This window comes from Paenibacillus sp. BAC0078, assembly GCF_054483875.1.
The window spans coordinates 140543-157936 of the sequence record NZ_JBTLRW010000014.1 but is presented as its reverse complement, the minus strand read 5'-3'; the positions used below and the strand labels follow the sequence as shown (position 1 = coordinate 157936).

Here is a 17394-nt window from a genome sequence, read left to right as displayed (position 1 = left end):
CGGATTTTCACCGCTAAGGGGAATGAAAAAAATCTGGAGAGCACAGCGATTGGAACAACGGTCCGTTCGCGGAGCGTCCTCACCACGAGCTAACGTATCTCTAACTCAAAAACGAGGGGTGCCTCAAGCAGCCATTTCATGGCTTTTGAGACACCCCCGTGGCGGCGGACTACGCGGGTGAGATTCCTGAGGGAATGGAGGCCAGGGATATCCCGGAATCGGAGTATCTGGTCTTTTTCCATCCGCCGTTTGATTATTTGAAGGACAATGGCGAAGTGATGCGGACGGTCGAAGAAGTGGCCTGGAATTACGACCCCAAGACTATGGGCTACACCTGGGATGAGGATACGAAGCAGGATTACCAGCGTCATTTCCCGGAGGGCTACGGCTATGCCGTGCTGCGGCCGGTGAAGAAGCTCGGGTAGGCGGTAGGGGAGAGAGAGGAAGGGAAAACCGCCTCGAAGGAAAAGACACCCCGCAAGGTGTCCTAAAGGCTGTCGGGAAAGTCTCGGCAGCTTTCTTGCTTTTCTTGTAGTAGGCTGAAACAATGTTAATTCTCCCGGCTCTCCAGCACCACCTGTGCAAGCACATCCCCTTGACGCTCCAAGGTGGCAAGCAATTGCAACCGCCCTGCCTGCCGTTCCCGCTGTTCCACGGTCCATAGCTGCTTAGGAGAAGCGCTACCTGAGAGTGAAGCCGGATCGGTCATGCTCCCGTAAAATTCTGCAAGTAAGGCAGAGATTTGTCCATAAACTTCGGTCAGCTCCGACAGCGCTTGATAGGCCAGCGGGTGGTTCAGCAGCGGTAGTGACTCTGCCAAGTATGCGGCGGCGCTTCTACGGGCATCTGCCAATGCCATCATACAAAAGTGGTTCACTCCCATCCTACGCGCGAAAGCTTCGTCATCTGCGGCCATGTACCATGAGTGGTCAAGCAAGCTTTCGCTCCAGCCCTCTATCGCTCTGTACCCCAGCCAATAGCCGTTGCGCTCTGCCGCATTCATGGATTCTACTTTTACGCGGAGCGAACTATACAGATTCTCCTGTGCTGACGGTTGATTCTCCTGACTGCTGAAATGAACAAGCCTGTAAGGCCAATGATCCACATACAAATAGCCTTTGCTGATCTTCATATCTTCCAGAAACTCTGAGTTGTCCTGAAGGTCGCTATAGGTTTCGTCGTCAAAGTAGCTGCGGCACAGCAGGGTGCGCCCATCATCCAAATAGCCCGTGATCACACCCCACTCAGGAGCGACCCGCAGATTTATAGCTATCGGCAGCTGGTGCTTACGGATACTGTCCATGATGTGGTGTTTCGCCAATTTGCGTTCCTCAGGCTGTAATCTGTCGGCCCAACTAGCTGTAAGCCCAAAGGCGGTGCAAGCCGGGGCAGAGTAGTCGTAGGCGACAAGAGCATCCGCTGAGCTGTAATCCCATATAGGTGTAAAAGCAATTCTCCAGCACGCCCCCGACACTCCCATAATCTGCTCATATGTGGTATCTATTCCTCTGGCGGCCAGAGACGAATACATCGCTCCTGCCCAGGAGCAATCCATTCCCCTGCCGAAGCCCAGGCGGTCTACGCCCTCTACAATATATTTTTTTAGGGGAGAATCACTTTGAAACAGCCGGGTCCCGTCTGCGCTATAGTGAATCTGCTCGCCTTCGGCGCAGCTCACGGCATGAATACCTTCTGCATTCAAATAGAGGAGCAGGAGATAATCGTTGCCGCTATTGTCAATTAGGCTGGGAAAAAGCTCATGACTCGCAGTGAACTCCTTCCACTGAAAAAATGCATAATGCTTCAGCTTATTCAAAACATTGACGTTCGCCCTTTCATTGCCATAGGCGGCAAATACAATGTCGAGTCCGCTGTTGCTTAAAGCATGACCTTTAGAATGAATATCAAGGGTGAGCAACTGGCCGCTTAGGGCGTAGGATGATCTGATCCCGGAAGGGGTCTCGTATTTAACGAGCAGCAGCTTCAGCCGTTCGCTCTCGATGGATTGGGGAAACGTTAGTTCGCTGACGGTTAAGCTTAGTGCACTGCCAGTTACGAATTGGTTCACGAAATGGGTGACATCATGCTCCACCTGACCATCCGTATAAATGGCCTGAAGTACAATCAGTTCCTGGGGCTGCAAAATATGATCAATGGAATGGCCCAGCACACGGGCGAGCTGCGGAAGGTTGGCAGTTTCGGGCAGGGCTTTGCCGGTTTCCCATTTGGATATAGCCTGAGCGCTGACATTCAACTGTTCGGCTAGCTGCTCCTGGGACAGTTTTTTGGCCTTGCGGAAGCTGGCAATGCGCTTGCCTACTTGTTCGCTGTTGATCATTGTACATCTCCCTATTTTTAATTCGACGTCGTAAGTTTATTATAATTCGGCCTTGAGGAAAGAACATGGATTGTAGGATGGAGAAAAGATTAAATATTCAACCGTGAGTTGAGTATGCGGTGCCGGCTCTGTTATTGAAATAGATTTCTTTATGAAAACCTCTTGCTCTTCCGGCGGAATCGTGATATATTACTTCCTGCTTTGCAAAATTATTTTGCGGTCGTGGCGGAATTGGCAGACGCGCACGGTTCAGGTCCGTGTGGTAGCAATACCGTGGAGGTTCGAGTCCTCTCGACCGCATCATTTTAATAAAAAAAGGTTCGCAGTTGCTTAGGCAATTGCGAACCTTTTTTAAAAGATAAGAATTTATATGTTTCACGCTACAATTTATCCTTATCTTTCTGGAGAAACGGACGCCACCTCTTTCAGAGGACGGCAGAGCCGAGAATCATTTGCGATTCCAGCTTAAATCTCCAGAGACAATACCGATGGGACCTGGTTGTGGTCGGCCAGCCGCAATAACTGGTAGCCAATTCCCGAGTACCCCAGGAAAAAGCCCGGTGTCTTTAACCCGCGGGGAATTCCGGTACGGTATACTCCTTGTTGTTTCTTTTCGCTGATCATTTGGTCTGCTATAAGATGTGCTGTTTTGACTTGATCGGGACGTCCTAATTTTGTACCTGACAGCAGCAGTAGTTCACTATTGCCCATATCTCCGTGGCAAAGGCAGTGGCTTGCCCCAATTCCGCCGTTCAAAGTGGCTTGAATTGCGGTGTCTATTTCATTGAGCAGCACTCGGCTGTCTATACCGGATGACTCAAGCATGAGCAGCCTTCCCAAGCCGATCCCTGCCGAACCGTGGCACCAATATTTAGATTGGTAGGTCGAAGCCCCGTCTTTTCGCAGGTCTGCCCAGTTGCCATGTTCCCGAGAGAATAATGACCGCTCAAAAGAAAGTGCAGCTTCCGCATGCTCGTGAAATGTATCTATTCCGGTTTCTTGCCAAATGAGTTCGAGAGCTGAAGCGATTCCCGCCGCTCCATGTGCAAATCCTCCCAAGGGCTGCTGTGTCTTCAGGAGGGAAGGCCAGGCGATGCCGCTGTCCGTAGAAACCGAGTGGGCAAGCAGGTGATTTCCATAATCGACAGCGACATTAAGCGCCTGCTCGACTCCAAATCGTCTATAGACTTGAAGCAGTACGAGAATAACCCCGGCAGAACCTCCAAGTACATCATAGCACTGGTCATTAGCTGTGATCGTACCTAAGTGGTTAATAAGCATCTTCTGACGATCCCCCCATGAAGAGTCAGCCATACCAAGCTTCATAAAATGTGACAGTGTATAGAGAATGGATGCCTGACCATAGAAGGCTGAGCTGAAATTGGAATGGTAGGGGAGTGAAGCCAGTGAAGTCTGCATAGCCAGCCGGGCGACTTCCGCGTAGTCCTGTCGTCCCGTTATGGAGGCGAGATAAGCTAGGAAAAGGGCAGGCCCCGCCGTACCATCGTACAAGCCCCCTTTCATTGCCGATACATGCCATTGTCCCCGGTAGTTCATTCCTACATCAATCCATGTCGCATCTGATCGGCCTTTGCTGAAGATGGCCTGTTCCAGCAAATACTCTCCGATTTCAACGGCATGCTCAAGGTATCTATCATATATCTCCACACAATCGGAGTCCATGTGCATGGCAGCTTCTCCGGCAGAGTTGATGATCGGGGAAGAAGATGTGCCGCAACATAGGGGTCTGGAGGAAGTCCATTCAGCAGATCCAAGGATAGAGGAAATAATCCAGCCAGCCTGTCGTTCTTGTTCTGTCTCGTCCAAAGCCATGATACGCTGAATGACCCGTTCAAAGCTGGTCGTTGGAAAGAAATCTGGAATTCGCGTGCCGCGGCTGTCAAACAGATCGCGGGAAGTAGGCGTTGATGTGAAATAGGGAATGTCTCCGAAGAGCAAATCTTCCTGTTCAGAAGAGATTGCACGTGTATCCAGAACGGTATACCAGAGTCGGTCCAGCAGTTTTTCTCTATCCATAGCGTCCTTGGTATAGTTGGGATGATGAGATTCCATAAGGAAGTTGGCGTAAAATTGCGTAGGCCTAAGAATAATGCGGATGGTATCATTCTTGAACGCTGCCAGCGGACCATCTGTCTCATTTAGCACTTGCGGCAGATTCTGACGCATAATTGAACAGGCTTGCCGGAAGCCAAGTACAATATCATCCACAAAGTCACTTGCAAGAGTATTCTGGTTGCCTAATTTTGGCCTGTTGCTGGAAGAACCAGATTTTTTCGCTTTACGAACGAACCGCATCTCATCCGTATCATCATTCTCAACCTGCAGGATGGGGAAGGGCAGAAGTTGTCCGCCGTCTCCCCCCATACCGCTCATTTCGATGCCAAAGCCTTCTTCATTCTGATAAAGCAGCAAGGGAAGGAGCCCGGTGCCGATAACGGAATCGACTACTTTTTTCTTGGCTTCGACATCAGCCGTATCGGGGAAATTCAGTGCGGGAGCGTTATGGAATAAGGTCTCCAAATCGATAGGGACAGGGTGCTCTCCCCGGGCAATTACATTCTCCATATGGAAATCGGTGCCGTGGGTACTATACAAAATAGCTAATAATCCTCCCAGGCGTTGATAGAAGCGGGTCACCTCGGATATGGAGCTACAGCTCTTGACAGCGATGCACTCCTCCCATCCGTAAGCGCCTTTATCCAGCACGAGAAGCGGCTGAAAAGCGGGAGAGAACCCCTGCGTATTCATCCATTCGAGCAGTTTGCTAAAGTGGAAGGAGGCTCCCAGCGGTTTCGGTTTATACATCAGTTCCTCGCCCGATTCCAGACGAAGCCGCATGACGGAACGTCCCTGCTGATGGGCATCACCCATCCCGGCTGAGAACGATAGAAGTCTACCGCTGCTTGCTGAAAGTGCCAAAGTATCCAGGATTTCAGCATGGTCAGCCTTAAAGCGGACTATCGCTTCAAGCACAGCATCAACAATGAATCGGGTCCGGATCATGAGCATGCGGGCAAGCATCGGATATTCGCCATAAATAAATTCCAAGTCGGCAGTCCGGCATAATTTCTTTGCAACAAAGCTTTGAAAACGTTCCTCGGGTGTATCTCCCTCCAGCTCCTCAAGCTTTTTGGCCACATGCAGTTCAAGCACCAGAGTCCGCGCTCCGCTCTGCAGAAGACATTCGGCCAGCTCATTGAGCAGCTTTTCACGAACAGCATCCGTGTTCACGAACCTCTCGATATCCTCCATCCCCGCAACGGATTGATCCCATTTCTTCGCAGCCCAGAGCAGAAACGGACGGAATGCCGAGATAAGCTTCAGCGTAGCCGGGCCTTGCAGCGGGATTGAACGGTTCAGCTCTAGTGCCTCTTCCAATTCCGAAACTCCGACCCAATCAGTGCAAGTATCAGGCAGAGCAACCGGAAGCTTCTTCGGATCAATCTTTGCCATAAGGAGTTCACCGAAGGTTTCTTCTGTCCAATGATCCGCAGCCACTCTGTTCTGGAACTGCTTGTCATCCAGCAGGAGAGAATCGTTTTTCCACTGCTCAATGACAGAATTGACACTTAGCCCTTCAATTGGGGGTGGAGATTTGAATTGTAATCCAAGAAGAGGCTCGCGTTCCTTTAAAAAAAGCGATGCAGCATTCCGGCTGTTAAGCTCAGGCGAGCTGGATTTGGTGATTACTGATGGCATCTTTTTTCCTCCCAGTCTTCTTAATGCCTTTATGTTAGCAGTATCAGTGTTCAGTCGGTACTTCGCAAAAAGGCGCTTTTTGGGAACATGGGATTACAGTTGCAGGCGGTTTTCAATTTGCGCTAATACGCTTTGTTCAAACCGGTAGGTGCCGAAAGGTCTGAACCAACGGTCCAGCAGCAACCTGGCCTGGGACAAATGTTCTGCAGCTTCTGCCTGCTTTCCCTGTGTAGCCAGCATGGCTGCCCAGGCCTTGTGGTAGCTGTAAGGTTCCTGCTTGGATAATGAATTGATCAAGCTCTCTGCTTCCGAACGGGAAGTGTCTCCGAATGGCTGGTGCAAGAGGAGGTAGCCTGCGTAGAAACTGTCAATCATATGGCGGGTGGCCGGTACTTGACCGGATGGATGCGCAGACAAAGCAATAGGCCGGATGTATGCCAGTGCCTTATCCAGTTGCTGCTTGTCGGCAAAGTAATAATAGAGAAACAGCCGTAGCTCAGACTCTTCCACCAACTGCCAGTCGGTCCTTTCAGGTAAGCTGTCCAGAAGCCGGGCGGCTGCAGCGATGACCCGGGTATTCCAGTTGCCTGGAGGACGCTCTGAAAGATAATCCTTCTGGAGAATAACGCTTGCCATCAACAGATCGGCTCGTGCCGATTTCTTGATCAAGATGCTGAACAGCTTGCCGTCAGAATGGCTTGCCCCATTGCTGAAAGGAATAAGGGTGGCAGTGCCGATAGCTAGGCTGATCCAGAACAGCCACTCAGTCCATATATGTAAAGGTTGGCCAAGGATCAGAATCAGCAAGCTAAGAAGCAGGCTGGCGGCAGGGCCGCCAAGAGACATCCTTGACCATTTGAACGCCATGTCTTTCAGATCTTCAGAGCTTGCGGCAAAGCGCATCGTTCCACCAAAGCTCAGCCAGTTATGGTTCTGGGTCAGCCGGGGGAAACGCCCGTTGAAGATCAGGTGAAACGGTCCGATAATCATTTCCTGCGGCTTCAATCCATAGACGATGCCAGTGAGCAAATGGCCTGATTCATGGGTGAGAATGGATAGCAGGATAGCGGAGAAGATAATGGCCGCATAATAAATCGCTTTGCCAGCGGGAGGGAACAGTATAGCTGTCAGAATACACAGCAGGCTTACAGTAAGAAGAAGCGGCAGCGGCGCAAACAATCTGTTCATTTTCATGGAAACACCAGCTTTCTGTATGCAGTATAGATCTGTTTATCCAAATCATAAAATTATCCAGCTATAAAAGCAAAGTGTACAGCTATTAACGGCTGTACACTTGAGGGAATGCTTATTTATTAGGCTTGATTGTGAATTAGCAGCTTTTGATAGTCAACACAATGGTTACACCTGTGACAATGCCGCCGCCTACAGCTGCACAGGTTACGGAGGAGGCGGCAACAGTTGCTGCAACCGCACAGATAGGAGTTGTCTCGGGTTGGACGTCAGCCCCCCCGTATACACGCGACAACTCGGAGTGGCTAAGCTCAACCAGGGCTTCACCGGCAGGGTTAACATTTTTAAAAGCGGCCAATACTTCTTCTCTTCTCATTTGATATTCCTCCAAATTTATAATAATTTGATTTTTGGCAAAGCAGGATTAGCATTTAGCAACGGAAAGAATGACCCCGATACCTACACCCACAATGTATCCGCAGATTGGAGTAGTCTCAGGCTGAACATCCGCTCCGCCATGAACACGCATCAACTCTTCATTACTCAGTTCTACCAAGGCGTCACCGGCTGGATTTTCCATCTTCAGTGTGAGGAGAGCAATATTACGATTCATCTTTTTACACCTCCTTTCAATGTTGTTTGCTTTCTACGTTTCCTATCTTACTTTTCTTTTCAAGAGCTGTGCACTACGCAAAATTGCAGTATTTCCCAGAAGTTCGTTCATATTTTGCTAGTTGATGATCATCCTTCAGTTGGTGAAGGAACCAAAAATATGCTGGAGCAGGAGCCAGATATTGAAGTTGTATTTGTATTATCAGCAATGGAAGCTCTTCAAATCATGGAGCAACAGGAATTTGACATCATTCTGTGCGATCTTAATATGCCGACCATTACCGGACTGGAATTCACGATGAGAGCTATCCAAAAAAACAACGAATCCAGAATAGTTATTTATACCGGATATGAAATAAGCGTGCACTATAATCTTTTGATCGAGTCTGGTGTGACAGGTTTTATATCCAAAGCGGCTTCCAAGGAGCAACTGCTGAATACGATCCGCTGTGCACTAAGAGATGAAGCAGTTATTCCGATGTCGTTATTGCGCCAATTGCGCAGAAACGAAGTTAAAGTTGCCGTAAACAAGGAAAATCAGCTTCCTGAGGATATTTCAATTAGCCAGAGAGAGCAGGAAATTTTGCAAGAAGTAGCCAGTGGAAAGAGCAATAAGGAGATTGCAGGCAAATTGTTAATGAGTCAAAGAACGGTCGAGTACAGTCTGACAAGAGTTTTTGAGAAGCTGAATGTACATTCGCGTTCAGAGGCGATTGTAGAGGCCAAGCGTTTGCAATTAATTAGAACAGAAAGCTTCTGAGAATCCTCCGATGTTGTGAAAGAACCTATCCCCCTCAGTAACTGGGGAGAATAGGTTCTTTTTCAGATTGTGATTCGTTATAATTTGTATCTTTAAAGCAGCGTGCTATCAGCTGATTTATCCGCTACATAAAAATTTTATCTTGCCCAATCCAGAAAATCATGATATATTACTTCTTGCGTTGCAAAATTGTTTTGCGGTCGTGGCGGAATTGGCAGACGCGCACGGTTCAGGTCCGTGTGGTAGCAATACCGTGGAGGTTCGAGTCCTCTCGACCGCACCAACTTATAAATGAACGAGCTCTTGAGTTTCCTGTCGAGGAGATTCAAGGGCTTTTTGCATACTCGAAATTTGCAAAGAATTGCTCATTACTTGAGCTGAAGAAAGCTATAAGACAGGGATCCGGGAGATTCTGAAATGGAATGAGCAGCTCAAGCAGCAGGTAAAGCGGGACCGGATGCTGGCGATTCACTCCACCGACCATCTGCTGAGTAAGCCCCGTATATGCCACTGGCCCAGATAGCCTACGAGGACTTCATCATTCTGAAGCCCGGCTCGGACTATGATGTACAGCGGGTACTGGAGAAGGCCGGGATTAAGCCGAACATCAAGTTCTCCGCCGGGGATAATTATGCGATCGTAGCTATGGTGGAGAAAGGCCTGGGCATCAGCATCCTCCCGGAGCTGGTCGTCCGGCCAGGAAGTGATTTGACTTGGTGAATCAAGCGCAAAAAAGGCACGTTTTCAGTTTTGAAAATGTGCCTTTTTTGCCATTAATTTAAAGTCGAAATGGCAAATGTAATAATGCGTGTCATCTGATTAATTTGCGCCCTTCTTTGTCGAGAAACAACAGTTCGTAGTATTTTTTGGGTCGCCCCTTACTATTGTCTCGTTTTTCAAATACCGTTTGTACGTATTTACTTTCTTCAATTTTGTTAAGGATACGGTTTGCACCTCTGACGGTCATGGACAGGCACTCAGCAACATCCTCAGAGGATAATTTATTTGTTCTCATGATTTCTGCATAGGACATGATTTTTTGCAAGTTGATGTTGTTTATTCCGATAGTTTTGGCTAACGCGATGATTTCCGGGTCCCCCTGTTCAGAGAACTGTATGACATTCATGCTCCGCATTGGGCCGATAACCTTCTGATCCTCGTTTATAAAAAAGCTGCAGCTGCCCGTAAAGGCTTCCGCCTGTCTGTGAGCTTTGGTAGCGTTTACGTTAGCTTGGAAATATTCATGCCCCGAGCCCCACCCGATTTTCACCTTGTCGCTTATGCATCCTTCCAGATACTCCAGCAGGGTGCAGTTATGCGCGTTAGAGGTGATTTTCATGAAATTTCCATAGGTGGTGTATAGTCTGACAAAGCCTTCCGAAATTTGGGCCGTGTCTGCCAGATTCACACTGCGCAGAAACCTGCCGACAAGGACCTTCAGCTCATGAAGCTCCTCAACAGATGGCGGCTCCGCCGATTTGGCCGATAAACATGCGACAACTGCCCTCTGGTTCTTAAGCTTAAGGATGGTAATTTTGTTGATGATCTCGCTGATGGTCTCTTTAACGTTCTCCAAAGTGGGCCGGATTAAGATATATTTTACTCCGTGCTTTTGGAGTTCTGGAACAAAGTGGCCGAACGCTGTGATGGACAGATCTATTTTCTTGTCTTCCCACAGAGTGATATGGTTCTCCAGCATTGTTTCCACCCGCTCCAGCAGATCTCCGCTGTCAATGGGCTTTCCCTCATGAGTCAGGTATTGCTGGAATTCGCTGAAAGACTTGATGATATATGCATAATCCACATAGATCCGGGATATATCAAGTCCAGGTTCTGTAACCAGCAGCCGGAAAAGTTCCCTGTACAGCAGGTTTTCATCATCCTGCAAAATGTGAATAGGGACTTTATCATCCAGGCATTCCTTATCGATTGACTCGTAAAGCATCCTGCCACTGATCACAAATCCATCCACCGAATCTAAGTTTTTGAGATAGATGTCAGTTGTTTCCCGGAAATTGCTGATTGTAAGAAACCGGAACTGACATAAGGGCCGCATTTCTTCTTCAATCGCGCGGAAATAGTCCATATGGGTCTCAGGCGTGATAATACCCAGCTTGATTTTCATGGTAGATTCCTTTCATAAACAGTTCAATCAAAAGAGTTATATCACAATAAATGTGATAATTCAATGTTCCGGGAGCCTCTGAAATAATGTTCTTAAAATGTCTTATTTTCTCTTGACATCTAATAAATTTATAGATACGATAAATTTGTTCTTAAAAAGTCTTAAAATAAGAAGGGGGATGTTTACTCTGTTCTTACGTTCATTCAATTTGTGTTTTGGGAGATGTTCATTGTGATTGAAGAAGCTGGAGACTTTTTGAGTATGGCCCATCAGCTGCAGGAAAAATTGGTCATGTACAGGCATCATCTTCATGCGATTCCGGAACTTGATTTAAGTTTGCCCAGGACAACTGCCTACGTAAAAGAGGTGTTGGAGTCGATGGGTCTTAAGCCCACTCCCATAGGAGAATCAGGTCTAATGGTTACGATCGGCGGACAACATGCCGGGAAGGTGATTCTTATTCGTGCGGATATGGATGGGCTGCCCATTCAAGAAGAAACGAATCTTTCTTTTGCGTCGTTGAATGGAAACATGCACGCCTGTGGGCATGACATGCATACTTCCATGCTGCTCGGAGCTGCGGAGATTCTGAAGGCCAATGAAGGGCAGCTTCGCGGGACGGTTAAGCTTATGTTTCAGCCGGGTGAAGAGACTCTGCACGGGGCAAAGATGATGCTGGAGAATGGGATTCTCGACAATCCTAAGGTGGATGCAGCCATGATGCTTCATGTGTTGACCGGAATGCCAATTCCTATCGGGCAATTTGTAGTGCCTGAGGCTGGTGGAGCAATTTCAGCTTCCTCTGATTGGTTCGAAATCATCATCCGCGGAAGGGGCGCACATGGTGCGATGCCTGAGGCAGCAGTGGACCCCTTAAATGCGGCTGCTCATCTTCATCTGGCACTACAGGGTATCCTTAGCCGTGAAATTTCGCCAATTGATAATGCAGTTCTTACCATTGGCGTGATGGAAGGCGGAAGTACAAACAACGTAATTCCCGATACGGCCAGATTGAAAGGCAGTGTACGCACATTTAACGCCACATTGCGAGATACAATCGAAACCCGAATCCGCGACATTTCTGCAGGTATTGGAGAAACTTTTCAGGCAAAGATGGATGTGATCTATACGAGGGGTTGTCCTGAGGTGAAAACGGACAGCGAGCTTAACCAACAAATGAGAACTACGATTGCAAATACCTTTGGCGCCGGTTCCTATATCGGTATAACCCAACTGGTACCAGGTGGTAAATTAATGGGATCGGAAGACTTCGCATTTGTATCACAGGCGGTGCCAAGTACCACAGTGTTTCTTAACGCAGGCAATGTTGAAGAAGGTTATAGTTACCCTGTACACCATCCAAAGACGATGTTCTCGGATGAGGTGCTTCATAGAGGGGCTGCGGCTTACGCTGCTTTCGCCAGAGATTGGCTTGAAAGTAATAAATAAGTTCTAAACAAAACTTAGGAGGAATTAAAATGACAGAGAGACGTATGATTGGACCCACAAAATTTGAAGAGTACTCGGAGAAATACAAGGAATTCCTGTTAATGACCCGCCGTGACGGAATCATTGAAGTGCGGCTGCACACCAACGGAGGGCCGTACAAGCATTCCTGGGAAGCCCATACCGCATGGTCCCATGCCTGGTCAGATATTGGCCGCGACCCTGAGAACGAAGTCATGATTATTTCGGGAACAGGGGATAAATGGGTTATTGGGGACCCTGAGGTCTGGAATACGAAATTTATGGACTGGCCGAAGCAAAAGAAGCTCGAACAGTATCATGAATCGCTGAGACTGCTTGAGAATTTGATCTTCTGCATTGATATCCCGACCATCGGGGCGGTCAACGGGCCGGGAACGCACTGTGAACTCGCAACGCTCTGTGATATTACCATTTGTACAGAAGACGCGGACTTTTTTGATCCGCATTATCTGGGAGGCACGCCTCCCGGAGATGGAATGTTACTTACGCTGCAGAACATGATCGGTTTCAAGAAAGCAGCATACTACGCATACACCGGCAAGAATATCAATGGTCAAACCGCATTGGACTTGGGCATCGTTAGTGAAGTCCTGCCCCGCGAAAAGCTTCTTCCCCGCGCATGGGAGCTTGCGGAGATGATTATGCAGGCACCGCGTTCAACGAGACATCTGTCCCATTCCATTATATCCCGTCCATGGAAACAAGCCCTGGTCAGTGATCAAGGGTTCCAGCTTGCCCACCAAATGTACGACATGGCCATTGATGAAGAAGGAGCTCTGGAGCGGCTGAAGAAAATGCAAGGACGCCTAATGGGCAAAGATGCTCAATAGAGATATGGCGGGACCTACACGATTCGAAGAATACTCGGAGAAGTACAAGGACTTATTCTTCATGACCCGCCGTGACGGCATACTCGAAGTGCGTATGCACACTCACGGGGGACCGTTACAATTCGACTGGCCGGTCCAAACAGCATATGGTCATGTATGGTCAGATATTGGCCGTGATCCTGAGAATGAGGTGATGATCCTTACAGGGACAGGAGATTTGTGGCAAATAGGCAATCCTGAAGTCTGGACAACCAAATTCATGGATTGGCCGGATAGCCGGAAATTGGATTTCTATCATGAATCGATCATAATGATTGAAAATATGATCTGTTGCATCGACATCCCCACCATTGGGACGATCAATGGCACAGGATCACACTGGCAACTGGGAACGCTTTGTGATATTACCATATGTGCTGAAGACACAGCGTTTTTCGATGCTCATTATCTGGGCGGTGTACCGCCCGGAGACGGAATCGTCTTAGCACTTCAACAAATACTGGGAACCAAGAAAGCGGCATTTCACGCATACACGGGGATGAACATTAATGCTCAAGCGGCATTAGACCTCGGTCTGGTCAGTGAGGTGCTGCCTCGTGAAAAGCTTCTTCCACGCGCGTGGGAGCTGGCAGAGATGATCATGCAGGCACCTCGCTCTGTAAGACATCTTACTCATTCGATTGTGTCGCACCCGTGGAAAAAAGCCCTTGCCCATGATCAGGGTCTCCAGCTTACTCACCAATTGTATGACATGGCCATTGATGAAGAGGGTATTCATGAGAGGCTGATGAACATCAAGGAACGTTTTCAGAGGAATGAATGATAGCCAGAAAGGGTGTAAGGGTGCTATGAAATCTTTGACAGAGCTCTATAAGGTCGGCAGTGGACCGTCCAGCTCCCATACCATGGGGCCGGAGAAAGCCGCCAGAATCTTCAAATCAGAAAATGAGGATGCCGAACGATTCAAGGCATTGATTTATGGTTCCCTTGCCAAAACAGGCAAAGGCCATATGACGGACAAGGCCATTATTAGAGCACTGTCACCCGTTCCAACGGAGATTGAATTTGTTCCACACGCAGATTTTACTCTGCCGCATCCCAATACCGTTGATTTTATCGCTTATAAAAACGGGCGGCAAACCACATCCATGCGTGCTTTAAGTATCGGCGGCGGGGACATCGTTATTGAGGGACGGGAGGAGATGCTGGCACCCGATGTCTACCCAGAGAACAGCTTTGCAGAAATTAGTAAAATTTGTAAAGTGAATCATATCCGCCTGAGCGATTACGTCGAGCAGTGTGAAGGCAAACAGATATGGGATTTCCTCCAAGGAATTTGGGAAGCGATGAAGCGCTCGGTCAATGAAGGGCTTTCAGTCACCGGTATTCTAGAAGGCGGCCTACAGGTCGAACGCAAGGCGCAATTTCTGTATAATCAGCGGCATATTGATGAGAGCCCGGAATCGCGGGAGAACAGGATCGTCAGCGCATATGCTTTCGCCGTCAGCGAACAAAATGCCGCCGCCGGTGCAATCGTAACAGCCCCGACCTGTGGAGCCAGCGGTGTCATGCCGGCCGCACTCCTGTATATGCAGCAAAAGAAGCAGGTCTCGGACGAAAAGGTCCTCCGGGCTATGGCCGTAGGCGGGCTCATTGGCAACCTGGTCAAGCAGAATGCCTCCATCAGCGGTGCTCAATGCGGCTGCCAGGGGGAGGTTGGCACTGCTTGCTCTATGGCCTCGGCTGCACTGGCAGACATGTCAGATATGGGGATCGATCAGATTGAGTATGCAGCGGAGGTTGCCTTGGAGCACCATTTGGGGTTGACCTGTGATCCTATTAACGGACTGGTTCAGATCCCTTGCATCGAGCGGAACGCCGTGGGTGCCATGCGGGCAATCAATGCGCTGAGCCTGGCAACTTTCTTGTCAAATACCCGTAAGATATCCTTTGATCTGGTTGTACAGACCATGTATGAAACAGGCTTGGACATGAGTAGCCGTTACCGTGAAACTGCAGAAGGCGGGCTTGCTAAGCTCTACAAAATGGACAATTAAATAATACTGCCATGATGATGGGGCATTAATTCCATACTTGTGTAATGAGACGAAGAACGTCCCTTGCTGCCGGTTGGCTTCAAGAATGTCTATAGCACAATGGATTCGCTTCAGGTTGAACGCCTGCTCACCGAAGTTGATCCGGATATTATTCTGCTCGACCTGCACATGCCTGGTATGGATGGGCTTACGACTTTGAAAATGATTCGGGAGAAGTCAGGGCCTGACCAGTACTTGCCGGTGTTAATGCTGACGGCAGATTTGACCACAGAGGCCAGACAGCAAGGTTTGCAGGCAGGAGTTAATGATTTTTTGACCAAGCCTTATGATCTAACGGAAGTGGTACTTCGTATTACCAATTTGATCCGAACCCGGTTCCTTCACAATCAGCTGCAGCAACATAATAATCTGCTCGAAGAAAAGGTGCGGGAACTGACGAAAGACCTTGAACAAGCACAAATAGAAGTTCTGCAGCTTCTCGGGCGCGCGGCGGAATATCGCGATGATATGACGGGTCAGCATACACAGCGGGTAGGCGAGTTATCTGGATTGATTGCAGAGCGGATAGGCCTGTCCGAACTGGAAGTCGGCATGATTCGTATGGCGGCCCCCTTGCATGATATCGGTAAAATCGGCATCCCTGATGACATCTTGCTGAAGCCCGGACGATTCGATCCCCATGAATTTGAGCGAATGAAGTCACATACGTCTATTGGTTCCAGCATACTGGAGGGCGGTTCATTTAAACTCCTGAAACTAGCCAGAATCATCGCGCAGTCACACCATGAAAAGTGGGATGGCTCCGGCTATCCTTATGGATTGAAAGGGGAAGAGATTCCTCTTGAGGCGCGGATTGTAGCTATTGGCGCTCTCTCCTTCAGCCACTGGCTTCTCGATCTGATTGTCCACCGCAGCGATATGCCGATCCTGCTAGGCAACCTTGGCGGCCTGCCGCTGCTTGGCTTCAGTCTGTGGGAGCTGCCGGCCTTTAGCGCCGTATTTGAAGCAGTCCTTATCGCAGCCGGAGCTCTCCTCTATTTCCGCTTAGTGCTGGCACGGGCCGGGCGAAGCAGGGCGGCAGATCCCCAGGCTAAGGCTGCAAGCCGAACAAGGGCCTATCTGGCCGGAGGCGCAATGGCGTTGTTCTTGCTGCTATGCTTCACTACGGATTACTTCGGCTTGTAATCATACCGGTCAGAATCTTATCGGACAGTCAAGAGCCCGCATCCACTGCGGGCTTTTTCATAGTTCTAACTCAATAAGACAGCAGAGCTGAAGCGGAGCCCGACGAGGCCATCTGCTTGCGGAACTCGGATGGGGACATGCCGCTAAGCTTATTGAAGACGCGGTTGAACTGTGAGAAGCTGTTGAAGCCGCACTGCTCGGCGATCACGGAAATCTTAATCTGACTGTAAATCAATAGCTGCTGGGCATTGCGGACACGGGTCATTTGGATATACTCGGTCAGCGTAAAACCGGTAACCGCTTTAAATTGGTGCGATAAATAATAAGGGCTGATATAAAAATCCCTGGAGATGGAATCAAGGGATAACTCACCGCTGTAATGGCTGTGAATGTATGCGGTGATCGAATATATTTTTTGCATCATTGAATTGCCGATTTCTTCGAGAACATAGCAATTCTTGTCCCGCTGCTGGTACAGCGCGCACAGAAATTGCTGAAACAGGCTGTGAATCAGTACAGGATTCAGAGGGGAAGCGCCGTGTGACAGGGTGAAGATCTTGTTAAGAGGCTCAAATACAGCTCTGCGCGTCTCGTTGTTTAGACGGTAGATCGGTACTTCCTCCCCAAAGGGGAGAAACATATTATTGTAAGCGGTTTCGAAACCAGGCATATTTTTGGGTATAGCAAAGTTGATGATCAGCCGCTTATGTGGCGGGCCTACCGGATATTGTGTCTTGTGCAGCCGATAGGGGCGAAGCAGAACAATATCATATTGCTTAAGGGCATGCACATTTCCTTCGATGATATGGGTCGCTCTGGAATCGAGTAAAATATGAATCTCGTAAAAATCATGGAAATGCTGAAACTCCATATTGATATTGTGAGACCGCTCGTCATAATCAAAATAATAAAAAAGGGAATCAGCCGGAGTGTTGATGCTTACGCTATATCCTTGCTCATACAATAAATCGCTTTCAAGCATATGCTCACCGCCCTGGTCTGTAATATCCACCTCATTATACGTCATACGTCCAGAAAAGCAATATTTGCAATGTATGGGGGTCAATACAGCAAATATAACGTAGTTT

The 17394-nt window shown here is 48.6% G+C and carries 14 protein-coding genes, 2 tRNA genes and 1 pseudogene; 10 read left to right on the top strand and 7 right to left on the bottom strand.

Features of this window, described 5'->3' with window-relative positions:
- Window positions 1-155: 155 nt before the first annotated feature.
- A pseudogene (locus ACX1DY_RS22850) lies at window positions 156-425 on the top strand (AraC family transcriptional regulator); the annotation flags it as partial.
- 125 nt (window positions 426-550) lie between these two features.
- On the opposite strand, the gene ACX1DY_RS22845 reads toward ACX1DY_RS22850, so the two are convergent.
- The gene (locus ACX1DY_RS22845) at window positions 551-2338 is read right to left on the bottom strand and encodes a helix-turn-helix domain-containing protein (protein WP_458966493.1); all 1788 of its coding nucleotides are present in this window, start codon (window positions 2336-2338) and stop codon (window positions 551-553) included.
- Between the two features lie 216 nt (window positions 2339-2554).
- Here ACX1DY_RS22845 and ACX1DY_RS22840 point away from each other — a divergent pair.
- Window positions 2555-2638 (top strand) — tRNA-Leu (locus tag ACX1DY_RS22840).
- 165 nt (window positions 2639-2803) lie between these two features.
- On the opposite strand, the gene ACX1DY_RS22835 is transcribed toward ACX1DY_RS22840, so the two are convergent.
- From ACX1DY_RS22835 to ACX1DY_RS22820, 4 genes are all read right to left on the bottom strand, one after another.
- Complete coding sequence (locus ACX1DY_RS22835) at window positions 2804-6058, bottom strand: type 2 lanthipeptide synthetase LanM family protein (RefSeq protein ID WP_458966492.1); 3255 nt, start codon at window positions 6056-6058, stop codon at window positions 2804-2806.
- 93 nt (window positions 6059-6151) lie between these two features.
- The gene (locus ACX1DY_RS22830) at window positions 6152-7252 is read right to left on the bottom strand and encodes a site-2 protease family protein (RefSeq protein ID WP_458966491.1); all 1101 of its coding nucleotides are present in this window, start codon (window positions 7250-7252) and stop codon (window positions 6152-6154) included.
- Between the two features lie 136 nt (window positions 7253-7388).
- On the bottom strand, window positions 7389-7625 hold the full coding sequence (locus ACX1DY_RS22825; protein ID WP_458966490.1) for a mersacidin family lantibiotic: 237 nt from the start codon (window positions 7623-7625) through the stop codon (window positions 7389-7391).
- Between the two features lie 48 nt (window positions 7626-7673).
- Window positions 7674-7862: a mersacidin family lantibiotic gene (locus ACX1DY_RS22820; RefSeq protein WP_458966489.1), complete on the bottom strand. Its 189-nt coding sequence runs from the start codon at window positions 7860-7862 to the stop codon at window positions 7674-7676.
- A 111-nt stretch (window positions 7863-7973) separates the two neighbouring features.
- Here ACX1DY_RS22820 and ACX1DY_RS22815 point away from each other — a divergent pair, with 111 nt between their 5' ends.
- The 3 genes from ACX1DY_RS22815 to ACX1DY_RS22805 all read left to right on the top strand — a co-directional run bounded on the left by ACX1DY_RS22815 (window position 7974) and on the right by ACX1DY_RS22805 (window position 9341).
- Window positions 7974-8621 (top strand): response regulator, encoded by a 648-nt coding sequence (locus tag ACX1DY_RS22815; RefSeq protein WP_458966498.1) that lies wholly within the window; start codon window positions 7974-7976, stop codon window positions 8619-8621.
- A 196-nt stretch (window positions 8622-8817) separates the two neighbouring features.
- A tRNA-Leu gene (locus ACX1DY_RS22810) sits at window positions 8818-8904 on the top strand.
- Window positions 8905-9125: 221 nt separating this feature from the next.
- Complete coding sequence (locus ACX1DY_RS22805) at window positions 9126-9341, top strand: LysR family transcriptional regulator substrate-binding protein (protein WP_458966488.1); 216 nt, start codon at window positions 9126-9128, stop codon at window positions 9339-9341.
- A gap of 91 nt (window positions 9342-9432) precedes the next feature.
- Here ACX1DY_RS22805 and ACX1DY_RS22800 read toward each other — a convergent pair whose 3' ends face one another.
- The gene (locus ACX1DY_RS22800) at window positions 9433-10746 is read right to left on the bottom strand and encodes a transcriptional regulator (protein ID WP_458966487.1); all 1314 of its coding nucleotides are present in this window, start codon (window positions 10744-10746) and stop codon (window positions 9433-9435) included.
- 222 nt (window positions 10747-10968) lie between these two features.
- Between ACX1DY_RS22800 and ACX1DY_RS22795 the strand changes: the two genes are divergently transcribed.
- The 5 genes from ACX1DY_RS22795 to ACX1DY_RS22775 all read left to right on the top strand — a co-directional run bounded on the left by ACX1DY_RS22795 (window position 10969) and on the right by ACX1DY_RS22775 (window position 16306).
- Entirely contained in the window at window positions 10969-12195 is a 1227-nt protein-coding gene (locus ACX1DY_RS22795) for a M20 metallopeptidase family protein (protein WP_458966486.1), read from the top strand.
- 29 nt (window positions 12196-12224) lie between these two features.
- Window positions 12225-13064: an enoyl-CoA hydratase/isomerase family protein gene (locus ACX1DY_RS22790; protein WP_458966485.1), complete on the top strand. Its 840-nt coding sequence runs from the start codon at window positions 12225-12227 to the stop codon at window positions 13062-13064.
- Between the two features lie 61 nt (window positions 13065-13125).
- Window positions 13126-13887, top strand: coding sequence for an enoyl-CoA hydratase/isomerase family protein (locus ACX1DY_RS22785; protein WP_458966484.1), 762 nt, complete (start codon window positions 13126-13128; stop codon window positions 13885-13887).
- Between the two features lie 25 nt (window positions 13888-13912).
- Window positions 13913-15121, top strand: coding sequence for an L-serine ammonia-lyase, iron-sulfur-dependent, subunit alpha (locus ACX1DY_RS22780; RefSeq protein ID WP_458966483.1), 1209 nt, complete (start codon window positions 13913-13915; stop codon window positions 15119-15121).
- 63 nt (window positions 15122-15184) lie between these two features.
- Window positions 15185-16306: an HD-GYP domain-containing protein gene (locus ACX1DY_RS22775; RefSeq protein WP_458966482.1), complete on the top strand. Its 1122-nt coding sequence runs from the start codon at window positions 15185-15187 to the stop codon at window positions 16304-16306.
- Window positions 16307-16376: 70 nt separating this feature from the next.
- Here the strand turns inward: ACX1DY_RS22775 and ACX1DY_RS22770 are convergent, their stop codons facing one another.
- Window positions 16377-17288, bottom strand: a complete 912-nt coding sequence (locus tag ACX1DY_RS22770; RefSeq protein ID WP_458966481.1) for a helix-turn-helix transcriptional regulator — start codon at window positions 17286-17288, stop codon at window positions 16377-16379.
- Between the last annotated feature and the right edge of the window lie 106 nt (window positions 17289-17394).